Genomic DNA, 15496 nt, shown 5'->3' with positions numbered 1-15496 from the left:
CTCTTTGTATCCAAAAGTCCCTTATCAAGTTGATAAGGGACTTTTTAGATGAGGCTGGATATTATAAGTATTGTTTTACAACAGCCATTACTGTATCATAATTGGGTTGGTCGCCAATATTAGCAACATATTCTACATGGCGTACAATGTCATCTTTATCAATCACTACAGTTCCACGAGATAGAAGACGTAATTCTTCAATGACAAATCCATATTTTAGCCCGAAATCGAGCTCCCTGTGATCAGATAGTGTTTTGATCGTAGCAATACCTTGAGCTGCACAATATTTCTTTAACGCAAAAGGTAAATCTACGCTGATGGATAACACTGTTAGACCATCAATTTTTGCAGCCTCTTCATTGAACCAGCGAGTTTGTATATCACAAACAGATGTATCAATGGAAGGCACAACGCTAATCACTCGTACCTGACCTTTTGTATCTTTAAGTGATAGAGAGGATAAATCAGGATTTAGCACTGTAAAATCAGGAGCTTTGTCACCAACTTTAATTTCTGCTCCTATTAATGTGACTGGATTACCACCGAACTTTACAATATCATTACGTTTTGTCATTTGAGATGCCTCCTTGTAATTATAATATACTATTATATGGTAACATGTGTCATATGAAATGTAAATGATAATTATTATTAAATAATTTTTAAATTTTTATAATTAAAATGTGAGAAAAAACTGGTATTTCATGTAGTTTTGCAGGAGTTTCTTTTATATTGTGGAAATAATTAGAGGAGAGAAGCTGTATTTTTACTTAGGGGGTATTGAAATGGACGTAAAATTATTTAGTGATTTAGAAGGATTAAGAATTGCTATGGCAATAGAGGAAAGAGGGCGTGATTTTTACCAACAAGCTTTTGAAAAAGCAACAGAAGATGCTCATAAAGATTTATTCTGTCTATTGAAAAATGAAGAAATTATTCATTTTGAAACATTTACAAAGATCTTTGCTAAGGTAAATGAAAATAAAGAAGCTGCTTCTGATGAATATTTATTTGATGCAGAGACTTCACGGTACCTTACTGTGCTAGCAGAGGGACATATCTTTCCAACAGCTGAAAATGCTGAAATCAAAATTGCAGAAGTTACTACGATTCCTGAAATTTTACAAATGGCTATACAAGCAGAAAAAGATTCAATATTATTTTATGATGAATTAGCGAGTAAATCTAAATTTGAAGATGCCAAAAAAATCTTTACTTCATTAAAGGCTGAAGAACAAACTCATGTAGTTAAATTACGCAAAATATTAGATTCACTAACTTAATAAGAATACTAAAAATCGCGAATTCTATTTCGCGATTTTTATTTTAGCAGGAAATAGTCTGAATATAGGGAATTGTATTTATCATATGGTTAGAATTTAACAAATTAGAATGTTTCTTCATATTATGTAATAAAATATGAAGGAGGGCTTAGTATGTACAAGAAACGAGAATGTAAGGTGCAAAATGAGGTGCAGATTATATGCCCTTTCTGTGGCTTGATGATTGAATTGCCAATGTGTAACGTCGTAAACAGCGAAGAGATTACTTGTCAGCATTGTCAAAATAAGTTCAAATTCAAGATGTAATAAATAAAATTATATAAGGGGGTTAAGTGATGGCTAAAGGAATGGGAAAACGTGCCCATCATCGGCAGGATATGAGGAATTTAAATAAAACAGCCCTTACCATTGGTGGCATATTGGGAGCTGCGAGCTTGTTGGCAGTTATCATTTCTCTCTTATATAATTAAAATGAAGTGCGATTCGCACTTCATTTTAAAGTTGCAGTTGACATTTATTCATAAAAAAATCTTTAAAAAGCAGGAAATTTCCACTATGCAGATAATTTATAATGATAGTCTAGTACTATTTGTTGTTTATAAGGAGGAGATATAGTGGAAATTAAAAAAGATATCTTAGAAAAGGGTGCTGTGATACAGCGAGACAAAAAAACCTATGCAATCGCACCGCATATACCTGGTGGTATTATTTTTGATGTGAATGTATTGCGTAAGATCGCAGATGTAGCTGAAAAATATGGTGCACAAGCGCTTAAATTGACAAGTGCTCAGCGTATAGCCATTGTTGGTATTGACAAAGATCAAATTGATAATGCATGGAAAGATCTGGATATGGACAAAGGGCATGCCGTGGGTTTATGTGTCCGTAGCGTTAAAATTTGCCCGGCAACTCATTTCTGCAAGCGTGCACAACAAGATGCAGTATCGATTGGATTGGAACTTGACGCGAAGTATCATGGTATGCAGCTTCCATCTAAGTTCAAGATGGGTATTTCGGGTTGCTTAAACTCCTGTAGTGAGTCTGCAGTGAAAGATCTGGGGCTAATTGGAACACCAAAAGGATTTACAGTTTTGATTGGTGGCAGTGCTGGTGTAAAAGCACGAATTGCTGATGTGTTGCAAGAGCATGTACCAGTGGAAGCCGTACTAGCTTTAGTAGATAAAGTAGTTTTATATTATAAAGCAAATGGAAAGAATTATGAACGAATGGGGAATATGATTGAACGTCTAGGTATTGAGAAAGTAAAACACGATATATTAGGTTAGGATTTTGGTATATAGAAGCTAAGTGACTTCATAAGGGGGCGATGCTGATGGACAGAAGTAAGGAATGGGTAATGAATGAAATAGAGAAGATTTCCCATTTTGGCAAAGGACCACGGGGCATAACTCGCTTAGCCTTTTCAGAAACTGCTGCAGGGGCACAGAAGTATGTGATTAGTTTAATGGAGGAAGTTGGTCTTACAATCACTATTGATCAAATTGGGAATATAATTGGGCGACTAGAAGGTAAGGATGAATCACTGCCAGCCGTAGCTACGGGATCACATTTAGATACTGTACCTGACGGTGGAAAGTATGATGGCGTAATTGGTGTAATTGGTGGTTTAGTAGCTATTAGTCGTTTAAAAGCAAAAGGGAAGTTAACTCATCCGTTAGAACTAATCATATTTGCTTGTGAAGAATCAAGCCGTTTTGGCTGTGCTACAGTAGGCAGTAAAGCTATGGCTGGCTTAGCGAATATCTCTGAATGGAGGAAGGCTAAAGATCAAGCAGGATTAAGTTTTGCGGAGGCAATAAAACAACAGCAGCTCGATATAGAGCGTATTGGCGAAGCGGTAAGACCTGCCGAGGAAATAAAGGCTTTTGTGGAACTTCATATTGAACAAGGACGAGTTTTGGAAAAAGAAGAAAAAAAAATCGGTATTGTTGAAACAATTGCTGCTCCTACAAGACTTAAAATCAAAGTAGAAGGGGTGGCTGCTCATTCTGGCTCTACCCCTATGGAAGAAAGACGGGATGCATTAGTTAGTGCTTCTATGATTATACTGGCAATACATGAAATCGGCTTAGAACAGTCAAAATATGGTACAGTTACCACTGTGGGGATGCTCAATGTATACCCAGGAGCCATTAATGTGATTCCAGGTGTAGTAGAAATGTGGGTAGATATTCGTGGTACAAATCATGAAAGCACGATTGAATGTTTGCAGGATATCAAAGATGCGATCAGTACGATTGCAGAAGGTCAGGAAGTAGGGGCTTCTATCATGTTACTGTCTGCAGAAAAGCCTGTAACTATGAATAAAGATATTATGAGCCTTATTAAAAAGGTATGTGTGGAAAAGAGGGTACCTCATCAAATGATACATAGTCGAGCTGGACATGATGCAATGAATCTAGCTTACCTAGCACCTACTGGGATGATTTTTGTTCCGTCGCAAAATGGTGTTAGCCACAATGGGGAAGAACATACTGAAATTGATGAAATCATGTCTGGAATTGATGTACTGACAGAAACGTTATTGCAATTGGCAAAGTAAATGCAATAAAGTAAGATAGTTAGAAAAGAAGCGGTTTTTAAAGCCGCTTCTTTTCTTTTAGGCAGTAATTACCGTTATTAATTATGTAAACTGTGTGTTAAAATGACATAGATAGGCTTTACCCATGTATGTATTTTTGAAAGGGGATTTCAAATGAAAAAAATAATTGCGAGTATTGCAGCAGTTGTGGTTGTTCAATTTTTTTCTCCCATAGTGCCTGCCCATGCCGCATCATTAAATGACCAATTGGCACAAATTGCAGCACAGCAGGCTAATGTCGATCGAATACAACAATTATTACTATTAAAAAATCAATGGGAACAAGGCAATAAGCAACAGGTACTTGAGACGCTGGCGAAAACAGCTGTAAGTCAGTCTAATCAAATCAACACCGGCAGCAATATATTAGAACAAGTTAACGTAAATCAGACGCTTCAAGATGCATTGCGTGAGCAAATGGGGCAAAGGATTATAAACAGAGTAGCTCCTTATGAAAAAGAGTTAACAGCGATTGCTACATTCTTTAATAATCAGATATTAGCACCTAAAGCTGTCAATGAAAACGATTCTTTAACTGCGGTTCCACAGAATTATAAAAAGGTTCTAAATATGACAGCTACAGCATATGCACCAGGAACATTAGACAACGGCAAATGGGATACTAAGACTTATGTAGGAAGTAAGGTCCGATCAGGAGTAGCAGCTGTAGATCCAAAAGTAATTCCTATGGGAACAAAATTATGGATTGAAGGCTATGGTGAAGCTATCGCTGAAGATCAAGGAAGCGCAATTAAAGGAAATCGCATTGATTTAGTATTTAATGACCGTCAGGATGCTCTTGACTATGGCATTCAAAAAGTAAAAGTATATGTGTTGAATTAATAAAAAAACAGTTCTAGTTTGTAGCCTAGTGAGGCTGTACAAGCTAGAACTGCTTTTTTATAGTAGGTACAATTGTTCTTTGATATGACTTGTTGCTAAAGTGAGCGCATTTGGCAATTGATCGATTTTACTGCCGCCTCCTTGAGCAGATTGTGGGCTGCCTCCGCCTTTGCCATCAAGCAATGGTAAAATGTTCTTTAATTCGTGATTCATAGAAAGGGGAACGTCTGGTGAGGCTGAAAATACAAGATGAATCTTCGTTTCATCCGTATTGGTTCCGCAAATACAGGCGATTGTCTGGGGATTGCTAACTAACTCTTTGGCAAGACTGTTGACTTCATTAGGAGTTGTATTTGTTAGGACATGAACGATTAATTTATAATTACCAATGATTTCTCCCTGTAGGAATAAAGTAGTGGCAAGATTGTGATAGAATTCTTGTTTTATGCTAATTAATTCTTTACTCAGCGCCTCTGTTTTTAATAATTGCTTTTCGATTCCTTGGAGAATGGCAGTGGAAGGAAGTGACAGTCGGTTTGATACTTGTTGAATGGTTGAATTTTTCTGTTGATAATCTCTCAGAGCACGCCAGCCGCATACAAAATCAATTCGAACTCCATTATTTTTTCGTTCCCAACTGCGTATTTTAATCAAGCCTATTTCACCAGTAGTCGCAACATGGGTGCCACAGCATGCAGAATAATCAAAATCAGCGATTTCAACTAACCGAATTTCAGAAAAATCTTTTATGGGTGATTTTCGTAAAGGAAATGAGTGAAGCGTGTCCTGATTTGCCCAATAAGTATGTAATGCTTTTGAAGAAAAAATAATTTGATTGGCGAATTCTTCTACTTCTACTAGGTTTTCAAATGTCAAGGTTTCTAGATCTATATCAATTTGACTTGATTCTGTACCTAAGTGAAAACTAACTGTATTTGCCTGTAATACAGAAAAAAAATGCACCGGATAAAAGGTGTTGACCGCTATGTTGCTGCATATGATCAAAGCGTCTTTTCCATTCTAGATGCCCTTCGACTTTACTTGTTACAGGACATCCTTCTGTGATGTGAATAATATCCTCGCCATCTTCGTGCACATCGATAACAGGTAGGTTATCAAGCATGCCTTTATCAAAGGGCTGACCGCCAGAGGTTGGATAAAAAGCAGTGCGATCTAGAGAGAGTGCCCACTTATTATTCGGTAAAGGCGTGATTTTAGTAATGTTAGCGGTAAAATCTTTAGTATATGCGTTTTCGTAATATAGTTTTATCGTCGACAAAAGAAAATGCCTCCAATTCATTGAAGTTTAACAGGGTCTGAAACTATTATACTATTTTCCTACTTAAATACATACATTTTTACAGAGTGCTCTAGTGAGGAGGAAATAGTGTGACAGTGGTGAAGATTAGGCGTCATCAGATCTTTTATAGCATTGCCATTCTATTGCTAATGAGTCTTATATTTGGAATAGTAGGTTTTGAATATATGGATGAGAGGGAATTAGCAGCGATTGAAAATCAAACAATAGTTGCACCTACAGGAACAGTAAGTGTGGTGATTAAAATATCCCAAAGAATTTTAGAAGTGTATAGTGATGGAAATTTGCATAAGAAATATAGAATTGCTGTAGGCAAGAATAAGACACCAACACCTGTTGGAGAATGGAATGTTGTATGGAAAGATTACAACTGGGGAACTGGTTTTGGTACTCGGTGGATTGGTCTTAATGTACCTTGGGGTATATATGGGATTCATGGTACCAATAAGCCTTGGTCTGTAGGGCAGTTTGCTAGTCATGGCTGCATTCGCATGCGCAATACAGATGTGGAAGAGTTATTTGAGTGGGTACCGATAGGCACTCCTGTGCGTATTGAAGGGCGCAAAATAAAAGTAGAACGACCCCTTAAGTACCAGATAACGGGATCAGATGTTGCCATATTACAAATGAAGTTAAAGGAATTAGGCTATCTGGATAGCCGAGCAGACGGTATTTTTGGAACCATAACGAAGCAAGCTGTTGAAGCATATCAAGCAGAGCATAATATGGAGATTACCGGTATAGTAACTAAACAAATGTCAGATTTGTTAGGCATTTGAATATCCAATTTTGACTATTTGAATAAAATATAGTATTATATTTACAATGCCGAATCCTTATAGGTACGGGGGAACCAATATAATTACAGGGGATAATCCGTTACAACGGAGGGGCGCGTTCTTATCTCTCTCTTTTCCCTATCCCGACAGCTAACCCCGGAGGCTGAACGTTAGGAGTTTTTGTGTTATTGCGTGTGGCATAATCAATAACCTCCAAGACGTTATCAAAGAGAGGTGAACAAATGAAAAAGGTTTATGTATCAGTAGCATTAGTTTTTTTCATGCTGCTGAGTAGTGCTGTTGTTTTTGCTGCTCCTGGGGACAAACTGATTAAGTTTGGTATGCGCGGTGAAGATGTGCAGATGATTCAAAAATCACTTTTAGAAAAAGGTTTCTATTTTGATGAAGTTGATGGTGTTTTTGGGAATGCGACATTAAAAGCAATTAAAGATTTTCAAACTAGCAACGGATTAATAGCTGATGGAATTGTTGGTAAAGAGACTTTACTGTTCTTAGGGCGTCCTGGCAGCGCTGACTCGAATCCAAGCCGGTATAGCAGATCCTTAAATATGAGTGCATCTGCATATAGTGCTTATGATGATGGAAACTCCAATCATACATATGGTGGCAATTTAGTACGTAAAGGAATTGTAGCTGTTGATCCTAATGTAATTCCCCTTGGAACAAGGGTATTTATTCCTGGCTATGGCCATGCAATCGCAGATGATATCGGCGGTTCTATAAAGGGGAATAAGATTGATTTAGCCTTTGATAGCCATAGTGAGGCAATGCAATTCGGGAGAAAAAAAGTAATTGTATACATTTTAGACTAACAGGCGCAAAGCCTGTATTTTTTTTTAGGCTAAAAGTGTTTTTAAATATTTTTGATTTATTAGCTAGTATATAAAGATAATTCAAATAAGATACTACTCTAAGAGAGAAGAACGATATTTGTCTTAAGGAGTGTATAGATTGGATATATCAGGGAATACATTAGCATTATTATTGGCGTTTATTTCTGGTGTTCTTATGGCAGTACAAGGGGCTTTAAATGCAGGATTGAGTAAAGTGATTGGTCTTCTTGAGACTACTTTTGTTGTACATATTACAGGTACAATTCTGATTGGGTTGCTATTATTTGGATTGAGAATGGGGAAGGGGAATTTATCTGCATTTGCAGAGGCTCCTTGGTATGTCTATTTCGGCGGAATAGTTGGCGTGGGAATTATTTATCTTGTAGCTGCCAGCATTCCAGAGGTAGGAGTGGCCAATGCAACAACAGCAATTATCGTAGGGCAAGTGTTGACAGCTATACTGATTGATCACTTTGGTGCATTTGGCTTAGAGCAAAGCAGCTACGGATGGAATCAAATAATAGGTCTAGTATTATTGGCAATTGGAGGAAAGTTACTATTAAGTTAAATGAATAGTAACTAAAAGCGTTATGATTTTATAGATTCTCAGAAAATGAAGGTTCTTGCTCATCTATCACTCAAAGAAAGAGGAATAATCTAGCTTGCAGTCGAATTATCTTTAGTTATTTCAAAGAATAAGGGATAAATACGGAGGAATGCAAGTGCGCGATTTTGAAAATGACAGAATCAATACGAATGTGGGACAAGAAAGAAAAACATACTCTCTGACTTTTGGAGATGAAAAAACGAGCCATACAGGTCTTGACGATATTTATTTAGAAGTTGAAGAGCGTATACTAGAGGCCATAAAATTTGGTGATCCATTTATTTTTGAAGGATCAAATGAGCGAGGTAACCTTTTTTATACGATTGAGCGTACAGAAGAGGATTACATTCTTAGCGTTAAAGAAGTTACTGAGGAAACAGCTGAGTTGCTCAAAAGTACCTTGGAAAGCGTTAAGCAGTTAGGAAAAGAAAAAATGGAAGAAATCATGGAAATTATGATCTTAGAAGAGATTGATGTTGATATCAAAAAAACACGAGATCTGCCTCTCGAATCAAGTTATGAAGAGATCATTACGCTACTTCAAGAATTAAGGGACGATGCCAATGAAGCTCTTATCGATAATTTAAGTCGTCTTCAAGAAATAATTAGAGAATATGAAAGTGATTATTGAGTAAAGGTTGTAATCATAATATAGCTACATAAAAATTACTTGCAAAGCAAGTTTAAATGCTCTATAATATAAAGAGTGTTCCGCTAAATAATAATTTTTGTAGCATATTTACAATATAAAGGGGTTATAGCTCAGTTGGTTAGAGCGCTTCGTTGACATCGAAGAGGTCAGGGATTCGAGTTCCTTTAACCCCACCAGTATGTAAGGCACTTCGGTATGGTTGGTTCTGCCTAACTTCTGCCTAAGTGCTTCGATAAAATAATAGCGCTCAGGTGGTCTAGACCTGAGCGCTATATAAAAAGGTTTTTTAGTGATTTGGGCTTTCTGTATTTGCAGAAGGCTCATTTTCTTTTGTAAGGTCGCCTAAAATGCTTAGTACTTTGTTCTTATTGGAAGGTAAAGCGTGAGAATAATGTTCCAACAAAACACGTGGAGAACCCCAACCACCCCAAGCCTGTACATCCGAAATAGGAACACCTTGTTGTAATAATTTTGTGGCTACTGTGTGCCGCGTACAATGTGGGGACAATTCTTTAATTCCTAATCTCGCTTGTAATTTTTTTAGCTTCGTAGAAAACCAATTAGGGTCGATTGGTAAACCTATATGATTGGTAAATATATACCCTTGGTCTTTGTAAAGAGTTTTATTACGTAGTTTTATTTGCCATTGTTTTTCTTTCCAAAGCTTTAATTCCTGTGTTGTGCTCACTTGTGTAGGTAGACCACGGTAGGAACTTTTTGTTTTCAATTGGCTTGGTATTCCCTGCCCGTTTAAAGAAACGTAGGATTGCTGTATTTTAACATTGCTTGTAAGTAGGTCTACATCTTTCCACCTTAATCCTAAGAGTTCGCCGCGTCTTAACCCTGTTTCAAACAGTAAGCGGATTGCTAAATGCCAGCAACAAATTTCCTCTTTCTTAAAATTTTTATACCTTTCTTCCGCCGCGATATCGGCTTTTCTTGCCTCTTGCAGTACTAAGCAAATATCTTCATCCTGAAATATATCCCGTTCTCGACGTTTGATTTTTGGCAGTTCGGTATGGGAACAAGGATTGTATTCTAGTAGCCCTTTGTCGGGGGTTGTAGCTAAATCTAAAGAAGCAAACAATATGCTATGACACTCTACAACAGTAGCTGGAGATAATGGTGTACCCTTAATTGAAATTTCCCCCCGCTTCCTTGGGGTGCCTTCTTTATAGATGGTATTTATAAATTGCTGGATGTGTTTTTGCGTGATATCTCTTAGAGGGAAGCTACCTAAGCGGGGGATAATATGTGTTTTAATAAGCGTATTGTATTTTGCATAAGTTGTCTTGGCGAGAGATATGGATTTTATATCTTCTAGCCATTCCATAATCCATTCGCTAAGTGTAATATCTTTATCATAAATCCCGTTAAATCGATTACGTCGCTGTAAAAATTCTAGCCGCTTGTTTTTTACTTCCTCTTTGTCGGAAGAAGAAAATGTTTCTCGAATACGCTTTTTGCTGATAGGGTCATAACCGACTGTAACCTGCGTTTCAAAAATTCCGTTGTCCTTTTTGATAACTGTGCCTAAACCACGTTCGCCTCGTGTGTTTTCCTTTTTCTTCTTAGCCATAAAATCACCTTCCTGTTGTTTTAGTAGCTCTAATGGACTTACTACTTTTACAGGATAGCATATTCTTTAGCGCAATGTAGGCGATTTTTAAGAAAAACGAAAAATTTTCTGGACCTTTTTATAAAAATATATTATAATTAAACATTTTATAACATATTTGTTATAAAATTTTACGACATGAACAAAACCCGCTTTCAAGCCATAAAGGGCAAGAGAGCGGGTTTTGTTATCGTGTTGAGGTCAGTTAGCCATTTTTTTATTCGCGTGACGGAGAATTCTAAAGTGCAGGTCATTGGAATGTAGCTTTAGTCCTCTTTTCTTTGCAAGACTTAAGCAGTATCTTTTTAATCTGCTTTTTTGTTGTAGAATACCTCGCCAGCACGGAAGGCCGTTTAATTTTTTAAATGCCTCGATTAGTTGCTGGGGATTGCGTGCTTTTTGCGCACTGTTAGCCACATAGAAGAGCTTATTTTTCAATTCCCAATAGGTTTCATCGGCCAACTTGGCGGAAATTTTTCCATCGCGCTCAAAAATTTCTACCGTGATAAAGGCACTTATTCTGATTTTTAGAGAGTGCTTTGCTATAGAGAAGAAGGCATCATCCTGAATTATGCCAGGAGGAACCTGCCCAGGTGTTTTCAAGATTACGATATACTCCTTCCAACGAAGGTAGTAATAGGCGCAAAAGCCTTTCTTTTTGCCTCTATATCTTTGCATTGACGTTGCCTCTGCCCTATATTTGGTAGTCAATTTTTTATCCGTTGCGTCACATTTGAAGGATTTCTTCTCAAGCGGATACTTAGATAAGGAAAAGTATTTATATCCGTGTCGCGCAACGAGACGAATGATTTGTTCCAAAAATTCCTGCCAAGCTTCATCTTCATAGACCATTGTTTCAACTCCCGTCGTACTACATGGACAGGCTCCCGCCTAAGCTGGCTCGCCTTCTGTATCGATAGGGTGTAAACGAATAAAATATCGGCACAGAAGGGGAGCCACCCCTTTGCATATCTCCATCTGGAGAGGTGGAACTTTCAAGCAGCCTTAATGAAATGGTTGCCACACCATTCGGCTTCGCTTTGACACTGTTCTGCGCATCGCAGCTCAAACTCTACTAATTCTCGCTTCCAGTCCTTGTGTACGGTTTTATCCGTACCAGTCGGACCTTACCCGATTAGACTACAACTACTATGCATCTGGGGTAGGTGTTGCGCTTCGCCCTGTATCCTCAAGCGGAGGAATATAGAAGGCCCGCCTTACTTTTGCTTTCGCAATTTCGGTCGGAGTACAGGGGTCAAGGCGGTTAGAACCTAGCACCATGCCAGATATCACCAAGTAGCACCATTTCAAGGTGCATTACCGTCGACGCTTCGACGGGTTGACGAGTTAAGCTATATCACGTTTGGGATTACTCCCGATAGGTTAAACCCTATCCGCTCCCTCGCTTGGCAGCGTTGTACGGTTTCCCGCACCCCACCGATGGGATTTACACCCACTTAGTTGTAATCAAGCTATACAGAAGAACGTCTGCATAGCCATGTCTCGGTCGCCCATAATCCGCATCTCTGTAAGATAATGAGTAGAAGCCAAGCATTTCAGCTTGACAGCCCTCAGTGCCACGATTGCTTGCATGTTTCCATGCACATCGCGGCTCCCTTACAACCTGCATACTGTTGGCTACAGCATTGGCGGTTGCAAAGCGAAGTCTATCGGCTGGCTTTGCCGATATCTCCGCACACCAGAGAGATATGCAACTATATGAACGACAATTTGGCAATTGTCGGTAATTTTTTTATTTAATTGTCTTTTACGTTTTTTTCAAGGCGTAGACCTTTACTTTTCCCTATCCTCCTGATTCTTTATCCCACTCGAAGCGAGAAGGGCCCATATCAGCCAGTTGGGTACTCACTGGTCCCGATTGTATGCCATTGTCGAAAGCAACGCCACAATTCATAGTGGTAAAGCTATACATTTATATCCTATCTAAAATATTGCGAATACTGAAATAGAAAAGACCTTAATCTACCATTTTGTGAAAATAATTTTAAAAATATCGCTATTTTTTAAACATGGTATTTACAATTACCGTATAATGCACTTTAAGGTATTTCAGCGACACTTTTTAATGAACAACGACTGAAAAGGTTTCAACTCAATCAATTTTGCGATTCAATTTATCCTGAAAAAATTTCCAAACGACTGACGTGGTTCTATATTCCTATTAGTTGCTCTACAGTCTGCTTTTGGGTTCCTTTTCAGTGGTTTTTAAATCGTGGAAGATGGTTATTTTTGACCAGTATAAAAATAAGATTATAGTTGTATTTTCGGCAAAAAGAAAAGCCACCGCAAAGGTGGCTTCAGACTGTAGACAAAGTATATAAAGGAATTCACAAAATGTATAATCGCTTATGATTATACATTTTAATATTTACAACACAAAAACAGGCAATTTTGAAGCAAATCCGAAGTTAGTGGAGCAAATATCAGACGATGAAGAGATGGAGTTTTGATGGCTTTTAATGGGTTTCAATGTAAAAATGAGATTATTACAAATTTGAATTTTCGAAGATGCCTAGCATTGTACCTGATTGAAGTACATATAAAATCAAAATAGCTTACACCTCCATCAGCACACTTCTCATAATATAAATTGTAAAGACGGCTAACGGTGTGACGAGATAAGATTGTTTGTGCTATAATATACTAAAATGTTACAGTTGTTATTAACGACCTTGTATAGTTTGAAATATTAAAATTATCCCCAAAGGAGCGTGATTTGCATGAGTAAGCAAGTTTACATCAGCGCGGACTATGACCAGCTAAATGGTGATAAAAATGTAGTAGAGGAATTGAATAAATGGGGAATGGATAATCTCCATAAAGTCGATTTTATTGATATGTCGAAGGTGTCGTCTGGCAGTGTGGCTAATAGCGATGATTGCCGAATTTGTGATTTGAAAGCCGAATTTAATCGCCAAATTAACGCTTCGTCGGCAGCGATTTTTATTGTGGGCGATATGACTGCTTCTCGAACAGCAGGAAGCGGATGCGAACGTATTTCTAAAGAACAATGGGAGTGTACTTGTACACCATATAAGCAAAATACCAACGGCGCTAAAGCGTGTACAGTTTTCAGTGTTTCCACGCCTAGCGAGAATGACGATTACGGAAACATAAATAAGTGTTCTTACCTTCGTCATGAATTTGAACAGTCCCAAAAGAAGAAAAAAACAATCATTATCGTATATAATTCTACACGTAATGAATCAAATTGGCTTCCCACATATATGAAATGTTACGAAAATGATGCGAAACCATTCTGGAAAATCGATTCTAATGGGAAGAAAGTTGGAGACTATTCATACATAAAAGAGGTACTTGGATTTTGATTGATTTCGTCGTAAAGAGGGTAACTCTAGCATTTGCTACCGTCACAGGTATATTTACCTTTGTGCCAGAGGCATTCTTTGGAAAATATGAATGGATAACGAAAGAGACTCTTGAACAATGTGAATGGTTTGCGCGTTTAGATGCTCAAGATGTTAATATTATAATTTCTCGTCTTATGTGCTTTTTGCTTGTTTGTGTTGTAACATCGTTTCTATATATGGCTTTTTTGAAATTTCGCAGTAGTATTACAATCAAAGGTCAAAATTATTCGATTATTGTAGAGTATGGAGATATTCTCGAAAAGAGGAAATGCAAGCGAGTAATCAATTTTGATGAGTGTTTTACAACACAAGTAGGTAACGCAACGCCAGATATAAATCCAGGTTCCATATGCGGCCAGTATTTAAAATTGCATCCAGATTTAGATGTCCAACAGTTAATCAGTTCTGCGCAAATTATACCAGCCCAAAGCAAATCAAAATATCTGCGTAAAACACGGTATGATTCAGGAACCATAGTACCAAATGGCGATGACTTATTGATGGCGTTTGCAAAATTAGATGAAAAAGGTAAAGGGCGATTCTTTTCTCGTGACGAGTATCTTGAGTGTTTGGATTGGTTGTGGAAGGAATTAGAGAATAACTATTCTGAAAATGATGTATGCGTACCAGTATTAGGCGCAGGAACAACGTCATTTGATGGTGGAGCGGGAGCATCTTTTTCACAGCAAGATTTAGTTGACATGATGATTTTGTCGTATAAATTAAGTTCTCATAAAATAAAAAATCCGCACAAGCTACGTATTGTTTGCAAGAAAAACATTGGTTTTTCCATCAATGACATAGGAAAATAATTAATGGTATATTCTAACTAAACACAGGAAACTACAATTCAATATATCAAAACAAAAATTTCAGCTTACACGATTGAAAAATAAGTGCAATATAGTGTTTCATCGTGTGATAGTAAAGCGGAATAAATCTAAGAAGTCATATTGAAATAATTCATAGATGTTATTTGAACACGAAACTATGAATGAATTTTCATGCATTATAGTATGGCTAGCAGTCTTTCAACTTAAAAGTTGTTGCAGAATAATTTCAGAAAACGAAAATTATTGAAAACGTAGGCATGTATATTTATGAGTTAAATATACATGCCTATTTTTATGAAACTACTTTGTCTACAGTCTGAAGCCACCGCAAAGGTGGCTTTAAGAAAGTGAAGTTCCTGCTTATGAATCAAACAATTTATTTCTTCAGTAAATTAATTAATTCGGAAAATTTATTCCGTTCTTCTTCCGTAAGTTGTTCAGCGGCTTTAGTAAGCCGACTTAGTGAAGGGTCAATAGTTTTGGTTTCAGTAGCGAAAAACTCGGCTGGCGATATTGACAAGGCTTCGCAAATACGGAAAAAAGAATCAAACGATGGCTTTGCTTCGTTTTTTTCTATCCGAGTGATAAGTGAGGCGTCCACTTCAATTAACTGAGCAAGTTTATTTTTCGATATCCCAGCCTGTTCCCGAAAATACGTAATGGTTGCACCTATATTGTCCATGCTTATATACCTCTTTGCATTATATTCAAATTT

19 protein-coding genes, 1 tRNA gene and 1 riboswitch are annotated in these 15496 nt (G+C 37.4%); of the genes, 13 read left to right on the top strand and 7 right to left on the bottom strand.

Going from position 1 to position 15496, the window contains the following annotated elements:
* Positions 1–61: 61 nt before the first annotated feature.
* Positions 62–574: a thiol peroxidase gene (gene tpx, locus BMZ99_RS14135; protein WP_090938449.1), complete on the bottom strand. Its 513-nt coding sequence runs from the start codon at positions 572–574 to the stop codon at positions 62–64.
* A 211-nt stretch (positions 575–785) separates the two neighbouring features.
* Between tpx and BMZ99_RS14130 the strand changes: the two genes are divergently transcribed.
* The 6 genes from BMZ99_RS14130 (at position 786) to BMZ99_RS14110 (ending at position 4728) form a co-directional block, all read left to right on the top strand.
* The gene (locus BMZ99_RS14130; protein WP_090938446.1) at positions 786–1283 is read left to right on the top strand and encodes a ferritin family protein; all 498 of its coding nucleotides are present in this window, start codon (positions 786–788) and stop codon (positions 1281–1283) included.
* A 153-nt stretch (positions 1284–1436) separates the two neighbouring features.
* Entirely contained in the window at positions 1437–1589 is a 153-nt protein-coding gene (locus BMZ99_RS26355; protein ID WP_175490558.1) for a hypothetical protein, read from the top strand.
* 29 nt (positions 1590–1618) lie between these two features.
* The gene (locus BMZ99_RS14125; RefSeq protein ID WP_090938443.1) at positions 1619–1753 is read left to right on the top strand and encodes a DUF2970 domain-containing protein; all 135 of its coding nucleotides are present in this window, start codon (positions 1619–1621) and stop codon (positions 1751–1753) included.
* 144 nt (positions 1754–1897) lie between these two features.
* Entirely contained in the window at positions 1898–2569 is a 672-nt protein-coding gene (locus BMZ99_RS14120) for a nitrite/sulfite reductase domain-containing protein (protein WP_217645089.1), read from the top strand.
* 47 nt (positions 2570–2616) lie between these two features.
* A complete protein-coding gene (locus BMZ99_RS14115; RefSeq protein WP_090938440.1) occupies positions 2617–3846 on the top strand; it encodes a Zn-dependent hydrolase in 1230 nt (409 codons plus the stop codon).
* A 153-nt stretch (positions 3847–3999) separates the two neighbouring features.
* Entirely contained in the window at positions 4000–4728 is a 729-nt protein-coding gene (locus tag BMZ99_RS14110) for a 3D domain-containing protein (protein WP_090938437.1), read from the top strand.
* A gap of 57 nt (positions 4729–4785) precedes the next feature.
* Here BMZ99_RS14110 and BMZ99_RS14105 read toward each other — a convergent pair whose 3' ends face one another.
* Both BMZ99_RS14105 and BMZ99_RS27045 read right to left on the bottom strand, forming a co-directional pair.
* Positions 4786–5604, bottom strand: coding sequence for a DHHA1 domain-containing protein (locus tag BMZ99_RS14105; RefSeq protein WP_245754975.1), 819 nt, complete (start codon positions 5602–5604; stop codon positions 4786–4788).
* Between the two features lie 49 nt (positions 5605–5653).
* Positions 5654–6007 (bottom strand): alanyl-tRNA editing protein, encoded by a 354-nt coding sequence (locus BMZ99_RS27045; RefSeq protein WP_245754974.1) that lies wholly within the window; start codon positions 6005–6007, stop codon positions 5654–5656.
* Between the two features lie 110 nt (positions 6008–6117).
* Here BMZ99_RS27045 and BMZ99_RS14100 point away from each other — a divergent pair, with 110 nt between their 5' ends.
* From BMZ99_RS14100 to BMZ99_RS14080, 5 genes are all read left to right on the top strand, one after another.
* Entirely contained in the window at positions 6118–6825 is a 708-nt protein-coding gene (locus tag BMZ99_RS14100; protein ID WP_090938434.1) for a L,D-transpeptidase family protein, read from the top strand.
* Between the two features lie 37 nt (positions 6826–6862).
* Positions 6863–7004: riboswitch (cyclic di-AMP (ydaO/yuaA leader) on the top strand.
* Positions 7005–7067: 63 nt separating this feature from the next.
* On the top strand, positions 7068–7658 hold the full coding sequence (locus BMZ99_RS14095; protein WP_090938432.1) for a 3D domain-containing protein: 591 nt from the start codon (positions 7068–7070) through the stop codon (positions 7656–7658).
* Between the two features lie 139 nt (positions 7659–7797).
* Positions 7798–8247 carry a DMT family transporter gene (locus tag BMZ99_RS14090; RefSeq protein ID WP_090938429.1) on the top strand — a complete coding sequence of 150 codons (450 nt, stop codon included), beginning with the start codon at positions 7798–7800 and terminating at the stop codon, positions 8245–8247.
* A 154-nt stretch (positions 8248–8401) separates the two neighbouring features.
* Complete coding sequence (locus tag BMZ99_RS14085) at positions 8402–8917, top strand: hypothetical protein (protein ID WP_090938426.1); 516 nt, start codon at positions 8402–8404, stop codon at positions 8915–8917.
* A gap of 120 nt (positions 8918–9037) precedes the next feature.
* Positions 9038–9114: transfer RNA gene (locus BMZ99_RS14080), tRNA-Val, on the top strand.
* A 110-nt stretch (positions 9115–9224) separates the two neighbouring features.
* Here BMZ99_RS14080 and BMZ99_RS14075 read toward each other — a convergent pair.
* The 3 genes from BMZ99_RS14075 to BMZ99_RS26350 form a co-directional block, all read right to left on the bottom strand.
* Positions 9225–10517, bottom strand: a complete 1293-nt coding sequence (locus tag BMZ99_RS14075) for a site-specific integrase (protein ID WP_090938423.1) — start codon at positions 10515–10517, stop codon at positions 9225–9227.
* 240 nt (positions 10518–10757) lie between these two features.
* Positions 10758–11408 carry a hypothetical protein gene (locus BMZ99_RS14070; protein ID WP_090938420.1) on the bottom strand — a complete coding sequence of 217 codons (651 nt, stop codon included), beginning with the start codon at positions 11406–11408 and terminating at the stop codon, positions 10758–10760.
* A gap of 615 nt (positions 11409–12023) precedes the next feature.
* Positions 12024–12161: a hypothetical protein gene (locus tag BMZ99_RS26350; RefSeq protein ID WP_175490557.1), complete on the bottom strand. Its 138-nt coding sequence runs from the start codon at positions 12159–12161 to the stop codon at positions 12024–12026.
* A 1136-nt stretch (positions 12162–13297) separates the two neighbouring features.
* Between BMZ99_RS26350 and BMZ99_RS14065 the strand changes: the two genes are divergently transcribed.
* Together BMZ99_RS14065 and BMZ99_RS14060 are read left to right on the top strand one after the other, a co-directional pair.
* Positions 13298–13906 carry a hypothetical protein gene (locus tag BMZ99_RS14065; protein WP_090938417.1) on the top strand — a complete coding sequence of 203 codons (609 nt, stop codon included), beginning with the start codon at positions 13298–13300 and terminating at the stop codon, positions 13904–13906.
* Positions 13903–14760: a macro domain-containing protein gene (locus tag BMZ99_RS14060; RefSeq protein ID WP_090938412.1), complete on the top strand. Its 858-nt coding sequence runs from the start codon at positions 13903–13905 to the stop codon at positions 14758–14760. Before BMZ99_RS14065 ends, BMZ99_RS14060 begins: the two co-directional genes overlap by 4 nt.
* Before the next feature lie 397 nt (positions 14761–15157).
* Here the strand turns inward: BMZ99_RS14060 and BMZ99_RS14055 are convergent, their stop codons facing one another.
* Positions 15158–15463: a helix-turn-helix domain-containing protein gene (locus tag BMZ99_RS14055; protein ID WP_090938410.1), complete on the bottom strand. Its 306-nt coding sequence runs from the start codon at positions 15461–15463 to the stop codon at positions 15158–15160.
* Between the last annotated feature and the right edge of the window lie 33 nt (positions 15464–15496).

Source organism: Pelosinus propionicus DSM 13327, from assembly GCF_900114615.1.
GTDB classification, from domain to species: domain Bacteria; phylum Bacillota; class Negativicutes; order DSM-13327; family DSM-13327; genus Pelosinus; species Pelosinus propionicus.
This window is presented reverse-complemented; position numbering and strand designations above follow the sequence as displayed.

Coding starts and splice junctions, on each gene's coding strand:
- tpx (WP_090938449.1), bottom strand. CDS start 574: ATGACAAAACGTAATGATATTGTAAAGTTCGGTGGTAATCCAGTCACA.
- BMZ99_RS14130 (WP_090938446.1), top strand. CDS start 786: ATGGACGTAAAATTATTTAGTGATTTAGAAGGATTAAGAATTGCTATG.
- BMZ99_RS26355 (WP_175490558.1), top strand. CDS start 1,437: ATGTACAAGAAACGAGAATGTAAGGTGCAAAATGAGGTGCAGATTATA.
- BMZ99_RS14125 (WP_090938443.1), top strand. CDS start 1,619: ATGGCTAAAGGAATGGGAAAACGTGCCCATCATCGGCAGGATATGAGG.
- BMZ99_RS14115 (WP_090938440.1), top strand. CDS start 2,617: ATGGACAGAAGTAAGGAATGGGTAATGAATGAAATAGAGAAGATTTCC.
- BMZ99_RS14110 (WP_090938437.1), top strand. CDS start 4,000: ATGAAAAAAATAATTGCGAGTATTGCAGCAGTTGTGGTTGTTCAATTT.
- BMZ99_RS14095 (WP_090938432.1), top strand. CDS start 7,068: ATGAAAAAGGTTTATGTATCAGTAGCATTAGTTTTTTTCATGCTGCTG.
- BMZ99_RS14075 (WP_090938423.1), bottom strand. CDS start 10,517: ATGGCTAAGAAGAAAAAGGAAAACACACGAGGCGAACGTGGTTTAGGC.
- BMZ99_RS14070 (WP_090938420.1), bottom strand. CDS start 11,408: ATGGTCTATGAAGATGAAGCTTGGCAGGAATTTTTGGAACAAATCATT.
- BMZ99_RS14065 (WP_090938417.1), top strand. CDS start 13,298: ATGAGTAAGCAAGTTTACATCAGCGCGGACTATGACCAGCTAAATGGT.
- BMZ99_RS14055 (WP_090938410.1), bottom strand. CDS start 15,463: ATGGACAATATAGGTGCAACCATTACGTATTTTCGGGAACAGGCTGGG.